Source organism: Candidatus Villigracilis proximus (genome assembly GCF_016717045.1).
Classification (GTDB): domain Bacteria; phylum Chloroflexota; class Anaerolineae; order Anaerolineales; family Villigracilaceae; genus Villigracilis; species Villigracilis proximus.
In genome coordinates this window covers 161202-182552 of record NZ_JADJUO010000010.1, presented here as the reverse complement: position 1 = coordinate 182552, position 21351 = coordinate 161202, and the positions used below count along the sequence as shown (strand labels likewise).

At 48.5% G+C, this 21351-nt stretch carries 20 protein-coding genes and 3 pseudogenes; 14 read left to right on the top strand and 9 right to left on the bottom strand.

Annotated features, from left to right (window positions below; genetic code table 11):
- Positions 1 to 33: 33 nt before the first annotated feature.
- From IPL71_RS12860 to IPL71_RS12825, 9 genes and pseudogenes are all read left to right on the top strand, one after another.
- Positions 34 to 801, top strand: coding sequence for a hypothetical protein (locus tag IPL71_RS12860; protein ID WP_345322161.1), 768 nt, complete (start codon positions 34 to 36; stop codon positions 799 to 801).
- A 164-nt stretch (positions 802 to 965) separates the two neighbouring features.
- Positions 966 to 1709, top strand: coding sequence for an HAD family hydrolase (locus IPL71_RS12855; RefSeq protein WP_345322159.1), 744 nt, complete (start codon positions 966 to 968; stop codon positions 1707 to 1709).
- A 59-nt stretch (positions 1710 to 1768) separates the two neighbouring features.
- Positions 1769 to 2011 carry a DUF1905 domain-containing protein gene (locus tag IPL71_RS12850; RefSeq protein ID WP_345322158.1) on the top strand — a complete coding sequence of 81 codons (243 nt, stop codon included), beginning with the start codon at positions 1769 to 1771 and terminating at the stop codon, positions 2009 to 2011.
- A gap of 413 nt (positions 2012 to 2424) precedes the next feature.
- Positions 2425 to 3357: pseudogene (locus IPL71_RS25960) on the top strand (P1 family peptidase); the annotation flags it as partial.
- 15 nt (positions 3358 to 3372) lie between these two features.
- Positions 3373 to 4191 carry a DUF2071 domain-containing protein gene (locus IPL71_RS25955; protein WP_514130783.1) on the top strand — a complete coding sequence of 273 codons (819 nt, stop codon included), beginning with the start codon at positions 3373 to 3375 and terminating at the stop codon, positions 4189 to 4191.
- Between the two features lie 7 nt (positions 4192 to 4198).
- The gene (locus IPL71_RS12840) at positions 4199 to 4708 is read left to right on the top strand and encodes a GNAT family N-acetyltransferase (protein ID WP_345322156.1); all 510 of its coding nucleotides are present in this window, start codon (positions 4199 to 4201) and stop codon (positions 4706 to 4708) included.
- Positions 4709 to 4837: 129 nt separating this feature from the next.
- Positions 4838 to 5971 (top strand): phosphate/phosphite/phosphonate ABC transporter substrate-binding protein, encoded by a 1134-nt coding sequence (gene phnD, locus IPL71_RS12835; protein ID WP_345322155.1) that lies wholly within the window; start codon positions 4838 to 4840, stop codon positions 5969 to 5971.
- A gap of 199 nt (positions 5972 to 6170) precedes the next feature.
- Positions 6171 to 6923 (top strand): phosphonate ABC transporter ATP-binding protein, encoded by a 753-nt coding sequence (gene phnC / locus IPL71_RS12830; RefSeq protein WP_345322154.1) that lies wholly within the window; start codon positions 6171 to 6173, stop codon positions 6921 to 6923.
- Between the two features lie 7 nt (positions 6924 to 6930).
- On the top strand, positions 6931 to 8769 hold the full coding sequence (locus tag IPL71_RS12825) for an ABC transporter permease subunit (RefSeq protein ID WP_345322152.1): 1839 nt from the start codon (positions 6931 to 6933) through the stop codon (positions 8767 to 8769).
- 53 nt (positions 8770 to 8822) lie between these two features.
- Here the strand turns inward: IPL71_RS12825 and IPL71_RS12820 are convergent, their stop codons facing one another.
- The 7 genes and pseudogenes from IPL71_RS12820 to pdxS all read right to left on the bottom strand — a co-directional run bounded on the left by IPL71_RS12820 (position 8823) and on the right by pdxS (position 14607).
- Complete coding sequence (locus IPL71_RS12820) at positions 8823 to 9836, bottom strand: fatty acid desaturase (RefSeq protein ID WP_345322150.1); 1014 nt, start codon at positions 9834 to 9836, stop codon at positions 8823 to 8825.
- Positions 9837 to 9885: 49 nt separating this feature from the next.
- Positions 9886 to 11115 carry a hypothetical protein gene (locus IPL71_RS12815; RefSeq protein WP_345322149.1) on the bottom strand — a complete coding sequence of 410 codons (1230 nt, stop codon included), beginning with the start codon at positions 11113 to 11115 and terminating at the stop codon, positions 9886 to 9888.
- Positions 11099 to 11785: an HAD family hydrolase gene (locus tag IPL71_RS12810; RefSeq protein WP_345322148.1), complete on the bottom strand. Its 687-nt coding sequence runs from the start codon at positions 11783 to 11785 to the stop codon at positions 11099 to 11101. The genes IPL71_RS12815 and IPL71_RS12810 overlap by 17 nt, the downstream gene beginning before the upstream one ends.
- Positions 11785 to 12105, bottom strand: a complete 321-nt coding sequence (locus tag IPL71_RS12805; RefSeq protein ID WP_345322146.1) for a hypothetical protein — start codon at positions 12103 to 12105, stop codon at positions 11785 to 11787. Before IPL71_RS12805 ends, IPL71_RS12810 begins: the two co-directional genes overlap by 1 nt.
- Positions 12098 to 13018 carry a hypothetical protein gene (locus IPL71_RS12800; RefSeq protein ID WP_345322145.1) on the bottom strand — a complete coding sequence of 307 codons (921 nt, stop codon included), beginning with the start codon at positions 13016 to 13018 and terminating at the stop codon, positions 12098 to 12100. The genes IPL71_RS12805 and IPL71_RS12800 overlap by 8 nt, the downstream gene beginning before the upstream one ends.
- Before the next feature lie 45 nt (positions 13019 to 13063).
- On the bottom strand, positions 13064 to 13642 hold the full coding sequence (pdxT, locus tag IPL71_RS12795; RefSeq protein WP_345322144.1) for a pyridoxal 5'-phosphate synthase glutaminase subunit PdxT: 579 nt from the start codon (positions 13640 to 13642) through the stop codon (positions 13064 to 13066).
- A gap of 77 nt (positions 13643 to 13719) precedes the next feature.
- Positions 13720 to 14607, bottom strand: a pseudogene (gene pdxS / locus IPL71_RS12790) (pyridoxal 5'-phosphate synthase lyase subunit PdxS).
- 302 nt (positions 14608 to 14909) lie between these two features.
- Here pdxS and IPL71_RS12785 point away from each other — a divergent pair.
- From IPL71_RS12785 to IPL71_RS12765, 5 genes and pseudogenes are all read left to right on the top strand, one after another.
- Positions 14910 to 15332 (top strand): GntR family transcriptional regulator, encoded by a 423-nt coding sequence (locus IPL71_RS12785; protein ID WP_345322142.1) that lies wholly within the window; start codon positions 14910 to 14912, stop codon positions 15330 to 15332.
- Positions 15333 to 15514: 182 nt separating this feature from the next.
- A pseudogene (locus IPL71_RS12780) lies at positions 15515 to 16290 on the top strand (slipin family protein).
- Between the two features lie 66 nt (positions 16291 to 16356).
- Positions 16357 to 17007 carry an SdpI family protein gene (locus IPL71_RS12775; RefSeq protein ID WP_345322140.1) on the top strand — a complete coding sequence of 217 codons (651 nt, stop codon included), beginning with the start codon at positions 16357 to 16359 and terminating at the stop codon, positions 17005 to 17007.
- Between the two features lie 100 nt (positions 17008 to 17107).
- Positions 17108 to 17347, top strand: a complete 240-nt coding sequence (locus tag IPL71_RS12770) for a DUF4177 domain-containing protein (RefSeq protein WP_345322138.1) — start codon at positions 17108 to 17110, stop codon at positions 17345 to 17347.
- The gene (locus IPL71_RS12765) at positions 17331 to 18137 is read left to right on the top strand and encodes a CPBP family intramembrane glutamic endopeptidase (RefSeq protein WP_345322137.1); all 807 of its coding nucleotides are present in this window, start codon (positions 17331 to 17333) and stop codon (positions 18135 to 18137) included. Before IPL71_RS12770 ends, IPL71_RS12765 begins: the two co-directional genes overlap by 17 nt.
- Positions 18138 to 18237: 100 nt before the next feature.
- Here IPL71_RS12765 and dnaN read toward each other — a convergent pair whose 3' ends face one another.
- Complete coding sequence (gene dnaN, locus IPL71_RS12760; protein WP_345322135.1) at positions 18238 to 19371, bottom strand: DNA polymerase III subunit beta; 1134 nt, start codon at positions 19369 to 19371, stop codon at positions 18238 to 18240.
- Positions 19372 to 19416: 45 nt separating this feature from the next.
- On the bottom strand, positions 19417 to 21336 hold the full coding sequence (locus IPL71_RS12755) for a DUF5671 domain-containing protein (protein WP_345322133.1): 1920 nt from the start codon (positions 21334 to 21336) through the stop codon (positions 19417 to 19419).
- Positions 21337 to 21351: the final 15 nt, after the last annotated feature.

The window sequence follows — 21351 nt, the reverse complement described above, 5'->3', positions numbered from 1 at the left end:
GGATAGGTCCTTTTAGACGAAAGGGATAAAAAGATGAAAGAACACCCCGTTCCCCCTCAAGAAGTAAGAAGACATAATGTGGCAGAAAAAATCGTTACAAGAGTTATTTTTGCAATTGTCTTTATCATCGGCTGTAGTTATTTTACATTGGCCATTATTTTTAATGGCGGGTTAGGCGGGCTCATTAGTAATCTAAAACCTGCACCAAGCCCAAACAGTTCCGCAATGAATGCTAGAAGAGAAGCGGTCACAGCAGAAATCAACCAATCTTTTGAGGACTTACAAAATATTCTTCACTATAATTATTACGAAACAGCTACGCATGATTATTGCTCCAGAGGAGATAATAATTATAAAAGATCTGATGGCTATGCATATCGGTGTTCGCTTCGAATAACAAAATTTTACGGATTCAATGGCAGCTTTCGCCAACAAATGATCAACTTCGAGCAGAAAATTATTGGTATTGGCTGGAATCCCCCATCATATAGACCAGATACCCCTTGTGAAAAGATGCTGGAAGAGTATTATGACCCGTATCCAGGAAAGCTTGTATCTGACCTGCCTGGTCGTGATTGTAGTTATGAGATAGACGGTCTTTCACTAGAATCTGAATTTGCTGAAAAAGAAACTCGTAATTTTACTCTTCAAAATGCCGTTCAAAAAGTTAGCGGGGGGTCTTACGACGAGATTTATGACGAAAAGAATTTTCAAGATAGTAGTCTGGTTACAAAAATGATCACCTATACTGACAGGTTTGTTTTAATTATTTCAATACAAAAAAACTATTTTCAAAACTAGATTAAACTCGTGTTGTGCAATAGAAGGTTAGCGGAATATTCACCTGCTGAATGGGATTCCGTCATGGATGCTGCCGTAAACATCCTTTACACTCTAAATAACTGGAATTGTGATTGCAGTATTTGGGTCTCTCCCAAGCTATGCTCAACAGGGACTGCCGCCTCATGTCAAATATTTCAGGCACACGCGGCGTTGACCTTTTTCTGATCTTGAAAAAATTCGCGCCAGTGGACATGTTCACCGGCACAAAATCAAATTTGAATGGGAAATTTTTTATGGCATTGATTATTTTCGACTTCGACGGCGTTCTTGCAGATACTCTTGATGACCTGGTTCAGTTTGGTCAGGAAGTTTGTGATGAATTAGGTGTAAAGCATGTTGTGAAAAAAGATGATCTAAGCAATCTTGAGATCATGTCATTTGCGTCGTTCGGGCGGGCATGCGAAGTCCCTGAAAATCTTGTGGATGAATTTGTCCAAAGTTGTTTAAAACGCTTCGCTGAAAAGAAATCCCCGCCTGCAATTTTTAATGGGTTGAGTGATATCGTCAGAAAATTTTCAGTCAACAACACACTTGCCATTGTTACAACCAATTCATCACAAAACGTAAATGCTTTTCTTGTTGAACACGGCTTGAGCAGGTGTATCCATGCAGTATATGGAGTTGATTCGCCTGGCACCAAGGCGCAGAAAATCTCGATTGCCCGAAACCAGTTTTCAGCAGACACAAAGCAGGAAGCCGTATTTATGGTGGGAGATTCTTTAAGCGATATTCGCGCAGCAAAAGAAGCCGCAGTTACAAGCATCGCGGTAACCTGGGGGCATCAGAGTTTGGAGCATTTGCTTGGCGGCCACCCAGATTACGTAGTTAATTTCCCCGACGACCTGATTGAGATCATTGAAAAATAAAATGAAAGCAGGCTGCTTGTTCATAGGAACTTCCACCCCTAAGCAAAGGCGGCATGCTTTTGAGCGTTTGGTATACTGTGCCAATGATCATCGAATTTGAAGGCGAAATTTTCTACTGGCGCGGCCCGTCTCCCTTTCTCTTTGTCGCCATCCCTGAAGAGCAGAGTCGTAAATTGAAAGCGATCTCAGCCAGCGTCACATATGGTTGGGGCGTGATCCCTGTCCACGTGCAGATCGGCAAAACTGAATGGAAGACTTCCTGTTCCCCAAAGAAGGCCGTTATCTTGTGCCCATTCGAATGAGTGTCCAAAAATCGGAGAGATCTCAAAGTGGGCGAGCAGGGTTATTTTTACGGGGTTTTGTTTAAAGGCCGGTAAGTTCGTGGAATATTGGTCATCGCCCCACCTTTTAACATCTATTTGGAGATAAACCTGGTCCTCGGTTAGCTTGCTGTTAAAGACTAGATGGATGAGACTCAGCGTGGAAGTTGGATTGTCATCTGCCCCCAAACGTCTATCGGCGGAAGGGTAGATTATTTTTACTGGACCCGGACCCCATCTAATTCGGAGATACACCATGGGGGGGGGAATCCGCAAACTGCCCCCGCAATTGGGGGAATTTTTATTCATGGCCAGATAAAATGCAGGAGATTAACTGCGTGGTGGGCGCGAAGCCGCTGGATCAAATTTTCATTCCCCTAAACTCGTCAAAGCGGATGCGCGCGCGTGACCTGGGCATTGCCCCCGGCATTCTTTCGACGGGACGCCTGAATGCGATCACCGATGTGACAGGAGTCCGCGTTGGGCATGTGACCCTGCTCGAAGGCGACTCGATTCGTACCGGTGCGACAGCTGTTCTGCCGCACCCGGGCAATCTGTTTCGCCGACGGGTTCCCGCGGGCATCGCCGTGGGCAATGGCTTCGGAAAATTAATGGGCAGTACCCAAGTGATGGAACTGGGTGAGATCGAAACGCCCATAGTATTAACCAACACGCTCGCTGTGCCGCAAGCCGCTGATGCCATCATCGCATGGACCTTGTCTCAGCCGGGGAATGAAGATGTAGTTTCAGTCAATCCATTGGTGGGCGAAACCAACGACAGTTATTTAAATGATATTCGCGCACGGGCTTTAACATCCGCGCTGATCGGGCAGGCGATTGAGCAGGCTCATGATGGGATGGTTGAAGAGGGCGCCGTTGGCGCAGGGACAGGCACAATGGCTTTTGGCTGGAAGGGTGGCATCGGCACGAGTTCGCGCATTTTGCCTCATGAACTCGGCGGAGTAACTGTTGGCGTATTGGTACAGTCTAACTTTGGCGGTGTATTACAAATGGACGGCTTGCCCGTCGGAAAATCTCTGGGGCAATATTATCTGAAAGATGCCATTGACCGCGGTGATGCGGATGGCTCGATCATGATCGTGGTGGCAACCGATGCTCCATTAAGTGACCGCAATTTAACTCGCCTCGCATCGCGGGCATTGGCCGGGCTGGCTCGCACAGGCGCGTCCATGAGCAATGGATCTGGTGATTATGTGATCGCTTTTTCGACAGCAGAAAGTGTACGGCGTTATACGGATCAACATTCACCGCTTGCAAAAGAATCAGAATGGATCAATGATAAAGTCTCGCCGCTTTTTCAGGCGGTGACACGAGAAAAAAACATGACCTTCAATTATCGAGATATATTGAACCAAAGGCTTCCCCCCCCGCAAGACGGGTGGGTGGATGTGCGCTCAAAGTTGAAACATTTCGCCTTGATCAATTATGCTTTGCCGAAATCACGATTGGAGTCCTATATACCAGCCAGTCATTTTGAAATCCCGGAATTCACAATTGGCGGCAAACAGATGGCGTTAATGAGCGCGGTCCCATTTTGGGATGTAGATTTTCATTTTATAAATCTTCCGTTTCTAAAATTCAGTTTTGGACAAACCAATTTCCGCGTGTATGTTATAGATAAGAGAAGCGGGGAGCACGCGGTCTGGTTCTTTGGCACAACCCTGGGATCCTTTGTAGTTTATTTTGCAAAGGGCGCGTGGGGAATTCCCTGGTATTATGCCCGTTATCAAAGTCTCTTCGAGCAGGATCCACTGACCCGGCGTTATCACAGCTACAAATACACGATCGACTCCAAATGGTGTGATGCTCAAGTTGAGATTGAAGATACCGGGGTTCCTGTCTCCCTCACCGAAGGCTTTTCATCTGTAGACGAGATGAAGTTGATCCTTACTCACCCGGTGGATGGTTATTTTTATAATTCAACTCACAAGGTGGGAAAGTATGCTGTCTGGCATAAAGAGATATCTTTTACAACAGGCCGCGCAAAGAATATCTATTTCAGCTTATATGAAAGGCTGGGACTTTTATCTAAAGATGAGATGCAGAATCCGCACTCTGTTTTCATTTGCCCTGAAACTGAATTCAAGGTTCTGCTGCCGCCAGGAGAATATGCAGACAACTATAAAATGAATCCGCTATAATCGGGCTATGAATATTATTGAAACTGACCGTTTACTGCTCCGCAAACTTTCCACAGACGATGCCGCTTTTATTCTGGATCTTTTAAATCAGCCGTCATTCATTCAATATATTGGTGACAGGGGTGTGAGAACTCTTGAAGATGCGAAACGCTATATCGAAACGGGAGCAGTTGCCAGTTACGAAAGAAACGGTTTCGGTTTATATCTAACCCTGCTCAAGGGGAGTGAAATTCCGATCGGGATGTGCGGTCTGGTGAAAAGAGATTCATTAAAAGATGTTGATGTTGGTTTCGCCTTTCTGCCGCAGTACTGGTTGAAGGGCTATGCGTTTGAAGCGGCTTCTGCGGTGTTGACGTATGCGCGAGATACATTGGGATTAAAACGAATTCTGGGAATCGCAACGCCGGATAATCTGGGTTCGATTCGTGTTCTTGAAAAGATCGGGTTGAAATTTGAAAAAATGGTGAGGCTTTCTGCCGATGATGTGGAATTAAAGTTGTTTGCTTTAGATATGTAATTGCAAACAGTGAGTTACATAATCTTTTTTTAAGACAAGCGTACTTGTTTGCACTAGTGTTTTAGGCTATCATCTTTAAGTCAGGGGTGTCACCACCCCATCAATCTTATATCTCTTAGAGGAGAAGATATGAACAAACGTTTAGTTTTCGTCCTGTTGACTCTCATCGTAGCTGCTTCGATGATGTTGTCAGCTTGTGGCCCTGCGGCCACCGAGGCCCCTGTTGCGACAGAAGCCCCTGCTACCGAAGCTCCCACCGAAGCCCCAGTTGCAACTGAACCGCCCATGCCCGCTGTGGGTTCACCCGAACACCCGATCAAAGTGTTGTTCGTCCCTTCAGTGGATGCGAACATCATCGTAACCGGTGGTGAAGTCATGGCTGCCGCTTTGAATGAAGCCACTGGCCTGACCTTCGAAGTAACCGTTCCTACTTCATACGCTGCGACCATTGAAGAAATGTGCGCCTCTCCTGCTGATACCATGGCTTTCATCCCCGGTTTGGGTTATGCCATTGCCAGCCAGTTGTGCGGTGTGGATGTATCTTTCAAGGCCATCCGCTTTGGATACCCGGTTTACTGGGCTGAATACATTGTTGCCCGTGACAGCGAATTCCAGACCCTTGAAGATCTCGAAGGCGCAACCTGGGGTTATGGCGATCAGGGTTCCACCTCTGGTTATATGGTCCCTGCTGTTGAATTTGCCGCCGCTGGCATCACCCCCGGTGAACAGGTTCAGACCGGTGGTCACAACCAGACCGTCACCGCTGTGTACAACGGCGAAGTGGATTTCGGTACCGTGTTCTATAGCGTACCTTTGAATCCTGATGGTGCCCCTGTGTTCACCTATGCTGATTATGAAGCCGGTACGATCACTGGCCTCGAACAGTATGAAATTCCAGAAGAAGCGATTGCAAATTGTGCTCCTGACGCCGAGGGCAAGAAACTGTTTTGCGACGGATATCGTATTCTCGATGCCCGCGCCAACATCCGCACCGAAGCCCCTGATGTAATTCAGAAGGTCCGTGTTCTGGCTGTCTCTGCTGCCATCCCGAATGACACCCTTTCCTTTGGTCCTGAGTTCCCGGCTGATGTCCGTGCTCAGATCGAAGAAGCACTCGTAGCCTTTGCTGCAACTGAAGCATGGGGCACCTCCATCGGCTCCGCTGACTTCTATGGCTGGTCTGGCCTTGCTCCCGCAACCGATGCAGAATATGACATGGTTCGCGCGATGGTTGAAGCCACTGGCTACAAGATCGAACCGTAGTTTTGCCCGTTTTAGTATTTTTTGGGGCAGGGAAAATTCCCTGCCCCAAATTTTTTATACGCGTGAAAACCCTAAAGGTCTCTTTTGCAATTTGAGATGTATTTTGCAGGACAGACCTTTATGGTTTTATGCCAGATACCTTTTATAATGTAGACCATTCAGCACACAGTGCTGGCATCACTTTTTCAGGATACCCAATATGCTTCAAATCAAAAACCTGACCAAAATTTATGATGGTGGAGTAAAGGCTCTCGATAACGTCAGCTTTGATGTGCCGGATGGACAGTTTCTGGCGGTCATCGGTCTGAGCGGATCGGGCAAATCCACTTTGCTGCGCTGCATTAATCGTCTGATCGAACCCACTTCGGGGCAGATCCTGTGGAATGGTGAAGATATCACCGCTGCTTCACAAGAGGAGATGCGCCGCATCCGCCGTAAGATCGGCATGGTCTTCCAACACTTCAATCTTGTGCATCGCTCGAAAGTGATCACCAATGTCCTCGCGGGACGTTTAGGTTATGTCAACCCGGCCTGGAGTTTGATCAACCGCTTTCCACAAGAGGATATTGATAAGGCAATTAAACAACTGGAAAGAGTCGGGATCGCTGAAAAGGCATACCAACGCGCTGATGAATTAAGTGGCGGCCAGCAGCAAAGAGTGGGAATCGCGCGCGCGCTCATGCAGGACCCGAAAATGGTTCTGGCCGATGAGCCGGTCGCCAGCCTTGACCCTGTCCTTGCGCACAGTATCATGTCACATCTGGAAGATATCAACAAGAATGACGGGGTTTGCGTTTTGTGCAGCCTGCATTTTCTTGATCTCGTCCATCGCTATGCAGATCGGGTTGTTGCTTTGAATGAGGGGAAACTGGTGTTTGAAGGTTTGCCAACCGAGATCGACGACAAAAAATTCAAGGAAATTTATGGCCGCGATGCAGAGCGGGTAGGATGAGATGACCATGAATAATAAAAAGAAATCATCCCCCTGGAAATCCATTCAAGTTGGACTGATCACCTTTTTGGTGATGGTAATTTTTGCGTATGGCTTTCAGATCACAAAAGTGGACCTGGAAGAACTCCGCAGTGAAAATCGTCAGCAGAGTTTGACACGTGTGACGCGCGCTCTGGCGCAGCCTGAGATCTTTGAGTACGACCAGGTTGAAGAGGTGGTTAATTTCTCCATCTATGTTCCCTGCCGGCCAGATGATAGCGGAGAAGCCGCGCCGGAGCAAAACACATCTGAGCCATATCTCATTGTCACACCCGGCTGCGCAGCTCCCGGTGAAGTGGTGCAAGTGGAAGGTTTCAATTTTGCTCCCTACACCGTCGGACCCGTGCGGTTCATCCCCGGTAGTGACTCAAGCAATGTTGTGTCACTGGGCCGTGAAAATGCAGAAACAGATGCAGATGGACATTTCCTGATGAGCATGGAAATTCCAAAGCGTCCAAGTGATAGTGTTCAATACATCCGCGCCACCCTTCGACGAAATACCGGCTCGCCGCATTTCACCCAAACCGCCTACGATACCTGGAATAAGATCGTTGAAACTGTATTCCTCGCGCTTCTGGCAACAGTCTTTGGGACAATACTCGCCATACCGCTTAGTTTTATCGCCGCACGTAATTTGATGAAAACGGTCAAAAGTCCGCTGACAAGTATTGCCCTTTCTGTTTTGGGGTGGCCGATTGGGATCGTGATCGGGTTTATTGTTGTGCGCTGGGTCGGGGATTTTAGTTCAGTCATTGGCTCGAACGCCTGGGTCAATATTGCAAGCATTCTGATCTCTCCAATGCTGATGTGGTTTGGTGTGCGTTGGGCATTGCCTCAGGAGGAGATCAATCTTCCAAGTCAGTCTGTGCGATTTGCGCGGCTGGGCGTGCTCTTCATGGTAATTCTGATCGGCTTTTATGGATTATTCCAATTGGCAAGCCTGGCAATGAGTGCTGGAAAGGCTATCGAAATTCCTCTCGGCTCCTTTGGTTTCATGGGATATTTCCTCTTTCAGGTGGGAGATATTGTTGCCATCATTACGCCCGTCCTGGGAGCTTTGGCAGCGGGCGGCGCGCTTAGCAGTGTGTTGGGACGTCTGGGCCAATATGGTTCAGAGAAATTGCCCGCCTCCGGAATTAAAGTGCTAAACCTGATCCTGACCACCATCGCCGGAGCAACCGTGTTCGGTCTGGTTGGGCAACTGGTGGAGTGGCTGTATCAAATTGGCGAGCCTCTGTATACGTTGTGGCTGCCAATGATGACCGGTGCAATTGCAGGACTTCTGCTTGCATTTTTTACAAAGCCAAAAGACTCCCTGCCGATCGGCATGGTGATCTATTCCATTACCCGCACATTTCTCAATGCGCTGCGCTCGGTGGAAGCTTTGGTCATGGCGATCGTCTTCGTGATCGCAGTGGGGATTGGTCCATTTGCAGGGGTAATGGCATTGGGTTTGCACACCATCGTCAGCCTGGCAAAACTTTATTCTGAACAGGTTGAGAGCATCTTATCCGGTCCGCTGGAGGCGATTGAAGCCACAGGCGCGAACCGCTTACAAACCATTATTTACGCGGTCATCCCGCAGATCATCCCTCCATATATTTCCTACACCATGTATCGTTGGGACATCAATGTGCGCATGTCCACCATCATCGGTTTTGTGGGCGGCGGCGGTATCGGTTTCCTGTTACAGCAAAATATTAACCTGCTCAACTATCGCGCGGCCAGCGCTCAAATGCTTGCCATTGCGATCGTGGTCGCCACAATGGACTATATCAGTTCGGCGCTGCGTGAAAAGGTTATCTAATTTAATACCAAAATAAATAAAAAGGACTGGCTTTTTGAGCCAGTCCTTTTTATTTACATCTTGTTGTTCTGCATTTGCATCTTGTATTTCTTTACTGCGCGCCAGCCAACAAGCATTTTTTCCTTCTCATCCCATAAGCGGAAGTACAGCGATTTCAGACTGTCCTTGAATGTGATCGGTTCGATCTGGAAGATGGGATTTTCTTTGTGGCATTGTTCCAGTTTGTAATTGGGGATCTTCGGGCTGAGGTGATGAATGTGATGGAAACCGATGTTGCCGGTGAACCACTGCAAAACCTTTGGAAGTTTATAGAAGGAACTTCCGTCCATGCCGGCTTTGAAGAACTCCCAATCTTTGTGGCGTTCCCAATAGGTTGGTTCAAAATTATGTTGGACATAAAACAACCAGACACCCGCGCCGCAGGCCATCAATAAAATTGGCAATTCAACCATTAAATAAGCCTGCCAGCCAATGTGATAAACCGTCCAGCCGACGAAGGCGAAGAGCGCCATGTTGGTCCAAATGACGCTGTTGCGTTCACGTTTGCCTGATTTCGCAGTCCAGAAACGATGGGTAATGGCGAAGACAATCGTCGCTCCAATGGTAAACAGGATGATCGGACTGCGCATGATGCGATAGCCGATCTTTGTGTACCAGGGAGCTGCGATATATTCTTCAACAGTCATGGTGTACACATCGCCCACACCGCGACGGTCAAGATCGCCGGCGGTGGCGTGATGAATGGCATGGTTATGTTTCCACTCGTAGTAGGGCGTCCAGACCGCGGCGCCGATCAACAATCCCAGACGGTCATTGGCGAGCGGGGTTTTAAAGAACGAACCGTGACAGCAATCATGGAAGATGATGAACATCCGCACCATGAAGCCTGCCGCGGGGATGGTAAGCAGAAGAGTCAACCAGTACCCAACTTCAAGGCTGCGATATGCGAGATACCACAACACAAAGAAGGGGATCACTGAATTGAACACCTGCCACAGACTGCGCCATGTTGCAGGGTAGGCATATTGTGAAACAATGGACTGCCATTTTACTTTTCCGATACTCATAGTTATCTCCTTTTTTACTACTTACGGCCTGGAGTTCAAGCCGCAGAAATCACTTCTCATTAATCATACTCTGATATTCGAGATATGTTGTCGCGCCATTGATCCAGTTTTGCAGCCCGTCCACGCGGATGGTCGGCTCTTCGCAGCTGCTGAAAATACCGCCGCCAAAATTCGCAGCCGTTTCAGCAGGGATCGTCCAGCCGCAATTATTGCCTGGCAGTTGACGTGCCTGCACAAAGGTAATGAAGGTGCGGATCTCAGGGTCAAGCCATTTATGGTCTGTATCTGAAAGATAGAAAGCCTGCGCCAGCGCCGAAAGCGCTTCCACTTTTGTGGCGCTTGAGATGCTGTTGTTGCTCGGGTGCAGCGAGCGGACTTCGCCCGCAATGATCGAATCGGCGATCTGCCGCGCGTAGAATTTATCTGTTTCTGTTAAGGCATCCAGCCGTGCCAACATACTGAAGACGTAACTGTGCCAATGATCTTCTGAAATGGGCTGAGCGATCATAAAGTCATTCACGTCACGCGCCTGTTTCAGCCAGAATTCATTGCCTGTCATTTCATAAAGCTGTGTCAGCGCCAGCAGACTTTCGCCCGGGAAATTGGTCATCACAAAATCAGAGTCTACTGTGCCGCCAAAGTGCGGATCATACGAATGATAGAAGCCGCCTTCCGGCCTGCGCATCGACACGATGAAATAGCCGAGATCAATCGCGGTATTAAGTAGATTGCGATCACCAAGAAAAAGATCTCCCGTGGCCTGCCAGCGTTTGTAGATCGCATCCACGGTCAGCGCCGAACCGCCCAGTTGACAATTGCCCGATGTGTAAAGACAAGTCCCTTTGAAAGTTTCAGGTTTACTGATGAGAAATTCGAGATAATGCTCAAGCGCCAGATCGCCCGCATCGCAATATTTTGAATCTTCTGAAACTCGGCACACGGTAAAAAGTGAACCCGTTCCGCCGATCAAGCGCAGATACGAAGGCGAGTACGAACGTTCGCCGCTCATAAAATCCACTTGATAGGAAAGCTCGCCGTTCGGCAGCTGCTGGCGCACGAGATAATCGCCTGCATCGATGATCGCATTTTTAAGCGGACCATCCTGTATGCGAATCGTGACCGGAATTTTAGCGGGCGTCCATGTGGGAGATGGGGAAATATCAACAGTGGGTGTGGCAGGTGTTGCAGGCGCGTTTTGATTCAAGCCCCTTAATACGACAATCGCCATTACCAATAAAAAACCGGCGATCCAAAAAAACTTTTTACGATTTAAAGGCATCACTTGTCTTTCTCATATTTTCCGATAAAAATTCCAAAGACAGCCCGGCCAGCGAAGAAACAGTCAGATCACCGGAGACGCCCATCTTTGCAGTCAGCGGATTGGGAACCGCCACCACAAAAATTTCTGCACGCCGCGCCGCCAGCACGCCGTTGAGAGAATCCTCAAAAACGACAGCCACATCATTCTTAACCTTGAGCTGTTCCAGCGCCTTTAGATAAATATCTGGATTTGGCTTTGTCCTGCCAGGGGCTACATCGTCCTGACAGATTACGTGATCAAAATAATCGAAGATCCCCAGCCGTTTGGCATGTGTATCCACCCACGAATGCGGCGAACTGGAACCGATGGCAACTTGCAGACCTGCGCGTTTTGCCTCTTCAATGATCTCCACCACACCCGGTAAAATGGGATTGGCATGGATGATGACATCCGCTTCCTTTCGGTAGCGTGATCTCAAAGAAACAGCATCCAGCCGTCCCGAAGAAAGATGCGCGAGATGCTCGGCGGGATTAAAGTTTGAGATGCCGTATCCGCCCACGGTTTTTTCCCATTCATGGATGGGGAGTTCAAATCCATGTTCTTCATAAATGGATTGCCATACCAAAACTTCGGGGGTTTCTGTATCGAGAACCAGCCCGTCAAAATCGAAGATGAGCGCTTTTAACATTAAGGAAACCGCCTGACAAATTGTGAGATCGCTTCCCAAACCTGAATGTCCTTCGGGGCTGCCGATAAAACATTTTCGATCATGTTCCCCAGGGAAGACTTCATTAAAATATATTCACGCTGCGCTTCAGAAACCGTGCCGAAGAAACGCGTGTGATCCATGCGTCCATAAATATTGCAGGAAACAGAAATATAACCGCTGCCGCGTTTTAGCGTAATACGCACACGTTTTGTGTGTTCTTCATCGCGCAGAATAACCCCGCCTTCCGTGCTAATTTTGCCGATGCTTCGGCCATTATCAAAAGCAAACCAACTACTCATCCATATCCATTCTACTGACACGCGAAGGCTGCACACTTACATTGGCTGGAACTGTGCGCGCTGTTTGCCCGGCTTTGACCAAATGCGCGAGATGTTTGACCATCATCGCCTGACGCGGCGCGACGCTTGCGCCAAGATCTTCAAGGACGGGGTCCAGCCATGTTTGATAGGAGCGCACGCAAAAATATACCGGGCGTCCATTTCGATCTGGCAAATGACTTACAAGTGCAGCCAGTTTTTCTCCGACATTTTTTTCTTCAGGGTGAACCAACGGAGTTAACACGATGCCATACGCGCCAGCGTTGACGTTCACATAACATTTCATACTTTCTGAATATACCAATCCCGTTTCACGACTCGGTGCAGGCTCAACCGGATGCAGCAACGGCGGCACGATCTGATAATGCAGACTCTGCACTGCGGGCAGGTCGACTGATCTCATCCGCTCCCAGCCTGACCCCGAGCCTGCTTCTGTTTTCTGTAAATGACTCACATCCCACATTCTCTGCCAGGCGTAGACAGAGAAACCCGCCATGCGCAGCGCGGGAAAGGCACCGCTTAACTCATCCACTTCTGCAAGGACATGAAACGCCTTCCAATTTCCAGCTTCTACAGATAGATGTTCGATCAGCGCGGGCAACTCCTGATGCACAAGATGAGACCCCGGAACAAGATACAACAATTTTGCATACGGCTCGCCGCGCGTATGGATGATGCCGCCCAATAAAACATCGTTTGTGCCGTTCGCCACCGCCGCATAAATATGCCGCACAGGATTTACATAAGCCAGCAAGCCCATCGCCCCGAGCGGATGCCCACGCGTGAGAGCACGCGCGTTATCCAGAGTGAGCACATCATTCCGATAACGTGCAAGTGTGGGAATATCTAAAATATCAAGCGGACGAATGGACATGATCTATATTTTACAGGTGTGGCATTTACTACTCTGCGGGAAATCCTATGAAGCCAGGGAAATAAAATATTCGTGAAACCGTGTATCGTTTGTTAATTCAGGGTGAAACGATGTAGCCAACAGATGGCCTTCCTGTGCGGCAACAATGCGCCCGTCTTCAAGCGCCGAAAGCACTTTTGCATTTCCATGTACTGATTCGATCAACGGCGCGCGGATGAAAACCGCGTGATACGCATGTTCAGTACCGGTGGCTTTCATCAACTCGTCAATTTCAAGATCTGTCTCAAACGAATCCACCTGACGGCCAAAAGCGTTGCGCTGCACCTTGATATCCATCAAGCCCAGCAAAGGTTGATCAGACTTTGCATCTTTTGAAAGAAAGATCGCGCCTGCACAGGTTCCCCAAATGGCATGGCTTTTTCCAAATTCTCTTAACGGCTCCATCAAACCATAAGCCACTGAAAGTTTTCCAATGGTCGTAGATTCACCGCCCGGCATAATCAAGCCATCCAGGCCATCGAGATGTTTTGGCAAACGCACTTCAGCTACATCCACGCCGATCTTCTTCAACATGGAGATATGTTCTGCAAAATCGCCTTGCAAGGCGAGGACTCCGATTTTCATGATGTTAGACCATTAATGACGGACGATTGACCATAACCCAAATTATTGTCCATGGTCAATCGTCCATTGTCTATTATTTACCAGCCGCGTCCTGCCATCTTCTCGCCTTCGGGCATCTGTGAAACATTGCGTCCCACCATGGCCTCGCCAAGATTCCGGCTTACTTCCGCAAGAACAGATGCATCCTGATAAAAGGTCACAGACTTCACAATGGCCGCCGCGCGTTTGGCAGGGTCACCGCTTTTGAAGATGCCGGAGCCAACGAAGACACCATCCACGCCGAGATGCATCATCAAAGCCGCATCCGCCGGAGTCGCCACACCACCAGCCGCGAAATTCACAACGGGCATACGGCCGGTCTCTTTTACTTCCTTCACCAATTCATACGGCGCACCGTTGTTCTTGGCAAAAGTCATCAACTCTTCATCGCCCATCGTTTGCAATTGGCGGATCGAACCGATCACCGAACGTGCATGACGAACCGCTTCCACTACATCGCCTGTGCCTGCTTCGCCTTTGGTGCGGATCATCGCTGCGCCCTCACCAATACGGCGCAAGGCTTCACCGATATTGCGGCATCCACAAACGAACGGAACTTTAAAATTATGCTTCAAGATATGGTGTTCTTCATCCGCAGGAGTGAGCACTTCAGATTCATCAATGTAATCCTCACCGAGTGATTACAAAATTTGTGCTTCCACAAAATGTCCAATGCGGCACTTCGCCATCACTGGAATGCTGACCGCCTCCATGATCTTTAAGATCATGTCAGGATCAGACATACGCGCCACGCCGCCGTCTGCGCGGATATCAGCAGGGACACGCTCCAACGCCATCACCGCACACGCACCCGCTTCTTCCGCGATCCTGGCTTGCTCGGCATTCACCACATCCATGATGACACCGCCTTTTAACATTTGAGCCAAACCTTTTTTCTCAGTCCATGTACCAGTTTTTGATTCCATTTTGTCACTCCTTTAATTGAATGCGGATACTGCTCGCCGCCTAATTTTCCAAACTGTAGAGTTTAAAAAATTTAATTATGATTTTACAAAACATGCAGTACTACATAAATTCTACCATGCCGATTATCTTAAATTTATAAGAGGACAATAAGCAGACAACGCATCCTTCTTAACTGTAAATTGATTCAGCGATCCTGACAGATTCACAGCAGGTGAAGAGGGAAGCCCTGCATCTTGACAAAACCCGCTTAAAGGCTACAATTATTACAATGATACAATTAGTACAATATAAAGGATGATCTATGACAGAGAAAAAACTACCCCTGCATCTAGACTTTCACTCCGGCTTACCTATTTATACCCAGATCGTAAATCAGATACAAAGTCAACTGGTGAACAAGATACTCAAACCAGGCGACCAATTGCCAACAGTCCGCGCGCTGGCTCAGGAGTTGAGAGTCAACTTTAATACAGTGGCTCGCGCATATCGCATCCTCGATGAAGCACGGATCATCTCGACCCAACAAGGACGCGGCACATATATCTCGGAGATCCCGCCACCAGAGGTTAGCGAAAAGCTAAGACACGAATCGCTGTCCGCGCTTACGCAGCGATTCATTGCTGAGGCTTTTCGGTTGGGCTTCTCAGAGAAAGAAGTCAGCCAGATGGTGAGAGACAGTTTCAAGTTAAATAAAGAAGCGCTTGATAAAGATAGTGAATCATAATTAATCAGGAGAATCTAAAAATGAATACAAAACTATTTAAGTCAGTAATCCAAAAAAGAAAAGATGATCAACATATTCCGCCAATCGCCGGATTCATATTCGCGATCATTTTGATTGGCGCGATCAAGGTTGCGGTATTGCTCGAGGCGGCGCGGGTATCAGACCTGACGATCGGCGCTGTGATGTTGGCATTGATCGGAATTGCAACTTACTTTTTATTCGCGATCAAAGTTGCGTCGCAATGGGAAAAGGCGATCGTACTGCGGCTTGGAAAATTTATCGGGTTGAAAGGACCGGGTTTGTTCTGGGTCATTCCGATCATAGACACGGCTGTGATGTGGATCGATCATCGTGTGGCGGTCACATCTTTTCTGCCGAGAAAACGCTGACCAAAGACACCGTGCCCGTGGATGTGGATGCGGTTTTATTCTGGGTTGTATGGGATGCCGAGAAGGCCGCCCTTGAAGTGACTGATTACAACGCGGCGATTTCATGGGCGGCGCAGACTGCGCTGCGCGAGATCATCGGCCAAATGACTCTGGCGGATATTCTCGTGGGCCGCGCAAAGATGGATGCCGAGTTACAGAAGATCATCGACGAGCGCACAACGCCCTGGGGCGTGACAGTGCAGTCGGTTGAGATCCGCGACGTGGTAATTCCGCAGGTTCTAGAAGATGCAATGTCGCGCCAAGCGCAGGCTGAGCGAGAGCGTCAGGCGCGCGTGATCCTTGGTGAGTCGGAACAGCAGATCGCGGCTTCATTTGCCGAGGCTTCAAAGGCTTATATCAACAATCCCACCGCATTGCACTTGCGCGCGATGAATATGTTGTTTGAAGGTTTGAAAGAAAAAGGCGCGTTGGTGATCGTTCCGTCTTCCGCAGTGGACTCGATGAATCTTGGCGGGTTGAGTGGCATGGTCGCGATGGCCCAGAATAATTTACCGAAGGAAGAAAAGTAATTAGTACGCAGTACTTAGTAAACAGTTAATGTTTCACGTGAAACGTTTGGAAAAGGAAAAACAAAAATGTCTACAAAAACTACAACCATCATTGCGCTGATTTTGATTTCGCTGGCCTTGCTGGCGGGCGCCGTTCTTTGGAATCAATTACCAGATCAAATGGCTTCGCATTGGAATGTCAACGATGAAGTGGATGGGACCATGCCGAAGTTTTGGGGTGTATTCCTCATGCCGCTCATTACGCTGGGAATGCTGGCGTTGTTCATTGTGTTGCCGGGCGTTGATCCGCTCAAGGCGAATATTGCACAATTTCGTGAGAGCTTCAATTTGTTTATTGTGCTGATCGTGGCTTTCATGCTCTACGTCCACGGGCTGACTTTGGCCTGGAGTCTCGGATTTTCAAATTTCAAGATGAGCACCGCCATGCTGCCGTTCATGGGCGTGTTGTTCATCGCCATCGGATTCATGCTGCGGAAAGCCAAGCGCAATTTCTTCATCGGCATCCGCACCCCGTGGACTTTGTCCAGTGACAGTGTGTGGGACAAGACGCATCAGATTGGTTCGATCTTGTTCATGGCTTCAGGTGCGCTGGCGATCCTCGGTGGATTCTTCGGCGGCATGACAGCCTTCTGGCTAATGTTCGTTCCGCTGATCGGCTCCAGTTTATTTCTGGTGATCTATTCGTATGTGTTGTATCGCGGTGAAACAAAGTCTTGAATGTTTCACGTGAAACAGTAACTACCCTGAAAAACAGCCTCTGTAGTGGCTTCTGTTGAAAATAGCAATCAAGTTTCCACAACAATATAAGGAGTTTGAAATGGCTGAAGAAGTCTCAAAATGGGAATATCGTGTACAAACTGTCGGCTCATTATGGTCTGGGGTGAAGGCTGATGAGTTGGAACAACTCTTGAATGAATGGGGTGAAGAAGGCTGGGAAGTTGTGTCCACGCACATTCTTGAAAATGCAAACAAGATCAACGTCATTAATTACGTTCCTGATTTCGTGGCCGTTGTTTCTGACGCCGCTGCTTTTCGGAAAGATGGAACCGGTCAATAAACAATTGATGACTCAAGGCTTGTGGGCAATCGCCATGTGGGGTCCAGGCATTGCGGCCATCATCACAACGCTGTTCGTTATGAAGCAACCATTCAAGAGCTTACGGTTGAATACGCTTGGTCCAAAACGTTTTTATCTTTGGGCGTGGGGATTGCCAATTGGATTATCCATCCTTGGCGGATTACTCACTTTGCTTTTCGGTATGGCAAAACTCGATCTAAGTTTTACGATGCTGCGTGATGCAATGGCATCTGCCGCTGGTGGAAATTCCGTGCCCGTTGAATCCATTGTAGCGATTCAGATTTTGTTTGCGATCACACTGGCGCCTTTCATAAATGTGTTGTTTGCATTGGGTGAAGAATTAGGCTGGCGCGGATTTTTACTTCCGCATCTGTTACCGCTTGGTCAATGGAAAGCGATTCTGATCAGCGGAATTATTTGGGGCGTGTGGCATGCACCCGCAATTGCACAGGGACATAACTATCCGGACTATCCTGTTCTGGGTGTTTTCATGATGATCGTTTTTTGTGTTTTACTTGGAACCATTTTTTCATGGCTGTATCTAAACACGAAGAGTCCGTGGGTTGCGGCGCTGGCGCACGGATCAGTCAATGCAGTTGCCGGGTTGCCGATCTTATTTTTCAAGCCAGGATTTAACATGGCTTTCGGTGGAACACTTGCTGCGCCAACCGCATGGATCGGCATGGGCTTGTTTATCTTATGGCTTGTGCTGACCAAGCGACTGCCAGTGCTGAGTCAGCTTGAGGAAACAGGAGCAGGTGACAGTTAAGAATGAAGCGTTTTCTAACCAGAACAAATGTTCTAGTAGATTAAGTCAAAAAAATCGCCGGACAATTTCTGTCTGGCGATTTTGATTCAACTTTATATTTTTATCCCAAATGCATCGGCATGATCACGTGCAGGAAATTATCGTCGCCCACCGGCTTGACCACACCCGGCGCGTTGGCCGCGGATGTTTCGAGCGCAACGTTTGGAGTCTTGATAACTTCCAAAGCTTCGCGCAGGAATTTCACATTGAAGGCGATCAAGACACTGCCGCCATCCACTGTGGCTTCAACAATGGTTTCATTCTTGCCGGTCTCTTCAGAGGTGGCAGAGATCTCAACTTCGCTGGGCTGCATTTCGCCATTGGCTTGTTTGATATCGAAGCGCGCTACATTTGAACCTTCACGGGCAAAGATCTCAGCCTGCTTGCAAGCCTTGAGCAAAGACGCGGTCGAAACCAAAGTGCGTGATTTGTAATTGCGCGGAATGATCTGCTGATAATCAGGGAAGGTGCCGTCGATCAACTGCGAGACCACTTCCACATCTTTGACGCGGAAGAGAACCTGTCCGCGATTCTTGGGCACCACCATGTAAATGGGTTCTTCGCTGTCAGTCGCCACGCGTGCCAGTTCATTCAAAGCACGGGCCGGGATAATCACATTGATCGGGTGTGCCACGGCTTGTGAGAGCTGTGCCTTGCGCACCGAAAGACGGAAGCCATCAGCCGCGACCATCGTGACCTTATCTTTTTCAACATGCAGCAACACGCCCATCAAAACGGGACGAGCCTCATCGGTTGAAGCTGCAAACGCAACCTGCTGAATCATCTCTTTAAAATCAGCCACATTCAACTGCACAGCGCCGTCCATTTCAGGCACAGGCAATGGAGGAAATTCCTGCGCATCGATGCATTTAATATCGTTGTTCGATGTGCCGCCTTTTACATGCAGGCTTTGTGTTTTCACATCCAACATCAACTGAACCTGATCGCCAGGCAAAGTATTTACCAGATCAGCAAAGGTACGCGCCGGCACCGTGGTGGAGCCTTCTTCATCAATGCGCGCCGCGATCCAACAGGTAATGCCCAACTCAAGGTTGGTTGCAGAAAGCCGTAAACGGCCTTCATCACTCGCGATCAAAATGTTGGAAAGAACAGGGAGCGTACTGCGCGGCGAAACAGCGCGGGAGACAACACTCAAACCGCGTGCCAGATTTTCTTGAAGGACAGTTACTTTCATAGGTTATCGCCCTCGATTGCAGTGAAATTTTTCAAAAGTATATCATTAAAAACCAGCGACCATTGAGACGCCAAGTGATAAGAGAATTGCAAGCAGTTGACAAAGGAATAAAGCTGCCAAAACATAAGCAACATATGCCCACGCAGGCGTTGATTTTGCTGCGGATTGCGGGCGGATTTCCTGCCCTTCAGCCAAAGCGCGCGCTGAATCAGCCGCCTGCCCGAAATCATTCAGCCAGTAAACGCCCGCCGCTTCATCCGGGACGACGAGCCTGGTTCCGTCAAAGGAGTTGATCCACGCTTCGACATTTGGCGAAGCCGGCGCTTTTATCGTCAGTGAGCCCGGCAAAACAATGGCGTTGACCTTGATATCCTCTGCCACTTTTTCGTTTGCGTTGGTCACAAGGACAGTCACCTTCGGCGCGGACTTTTTGAACGCGGCTTTTACAGCTTCGCCAAATTTCCCGTCACCTTTATCAAAGACCAATACCGAGAATTTCTCCTGTTTTTCCTCCAACACTCCGGCACGCGTGTTGGTATCTCTGCGCAATGAGAAGAAATGATAGAGTAGCAGAATGGCAAATAAAACCAGTATCTGCAATGTGTCGAGTAATGAATTGACAAAACCGCTGTCACCGCCGCCCAGCAACTGACTGATCAGCGTAAACACCAATCCCACCGCCGCAGCCATACCGCCGATCACAGCCAGAAAGATCACAAAATACAAATAAGATTTGCGGACAATCGAGCGGCGGGCATGATCGCCAACATCACCATTGTTGAACGCCTCGATTTGCATCGGTAGCCAGGTCAAAATCCAAACCGGCACGCCAACAATCAGAGCCGAAAGCGGACCGGCAATTTCACGGCCAAAGCCGCCATTGCCCAAATGAGCTGAACCTGTCAACAGGTCTATAACATTGGAAAGAAGCGAGGCTGTCCCAAAGAAAGCAGCCACAAGACCGATCAGGGAAAGAATATAAAAATAGATGCGTTTCTTTCCTGCGCGGCGCGGAAGATTCTCATCAAAGGCAAATTGTTGATTAAGTTGAATTCCATAATAGGCCCACATGACGCCGAAGGGAAGTCCCAGCGAAATGGATGAGCCGATCTCTGCAAAGAAATTCGGCCAGGTGGTGAAATCGCCAAAGATACTGGTCAGAATGGTGTAAATAAAATTTCCGCCGGCGGTTAAGGCAGTGATCACACCGCCAAGGGAAAGCAAATAGAGAATGCCAAGGCGTAGAAAAGATTCCTTTTCAGCAGGATCAGCTAAAGCGTTTTGAAGGATGCGCCACGAGAAAAACCAGATCGGCGCACCAACCACCAGCAGAACGATCGCATTGATAATGGACTCGAATCCAACATTCCCAAGCAGTTTTGTGGGCAATGAGAATATAAAGCTCACAGTTTGCTGCACACCAAAGATAACCATCAACAAGCCATACAACATCCATACAAAGCGATAGAGTCTGCGGACATCTGAAAAGTTCTCGGTATCGGTCAGGGAAGTCCACTCAACACGCAGGATGTTCCAGAAATACGCGGCAATGACCAGATTGATCGGGATGGCGATCAGATTGTCGACCCAGGTTTGTGAAGCGCCGATAATGGCCCGGTCAACTTGAAGATTTGCGATGGATAGAAAAATACGGGTAAACAACGCAATCAGATTTTGTGTGACAGGGATCAGCGTGGCCAGCAAAATTCCGTATAAAAATACGGCGCGCACCGTGGCTGTTTTATCTTCATCATCCTTTGCTGCAAAACGCTGTGCCAGTATCCAGTGAAAAAGGAAGATCGGCACACCGACAAGGATCAGGGAAAGTGCCTGCGCCAGGGTCTCTACACCATTTTGAATACGGTTGCCAAAGAACGAACGTACAAGGCTGATCATGCCCCAAAGAATTACTTCAAGACTAATAAAGGCTACTGCGTAAAAATAAAGTCTACGAATCGTTTTCATGGTTTGCTCCTCTGC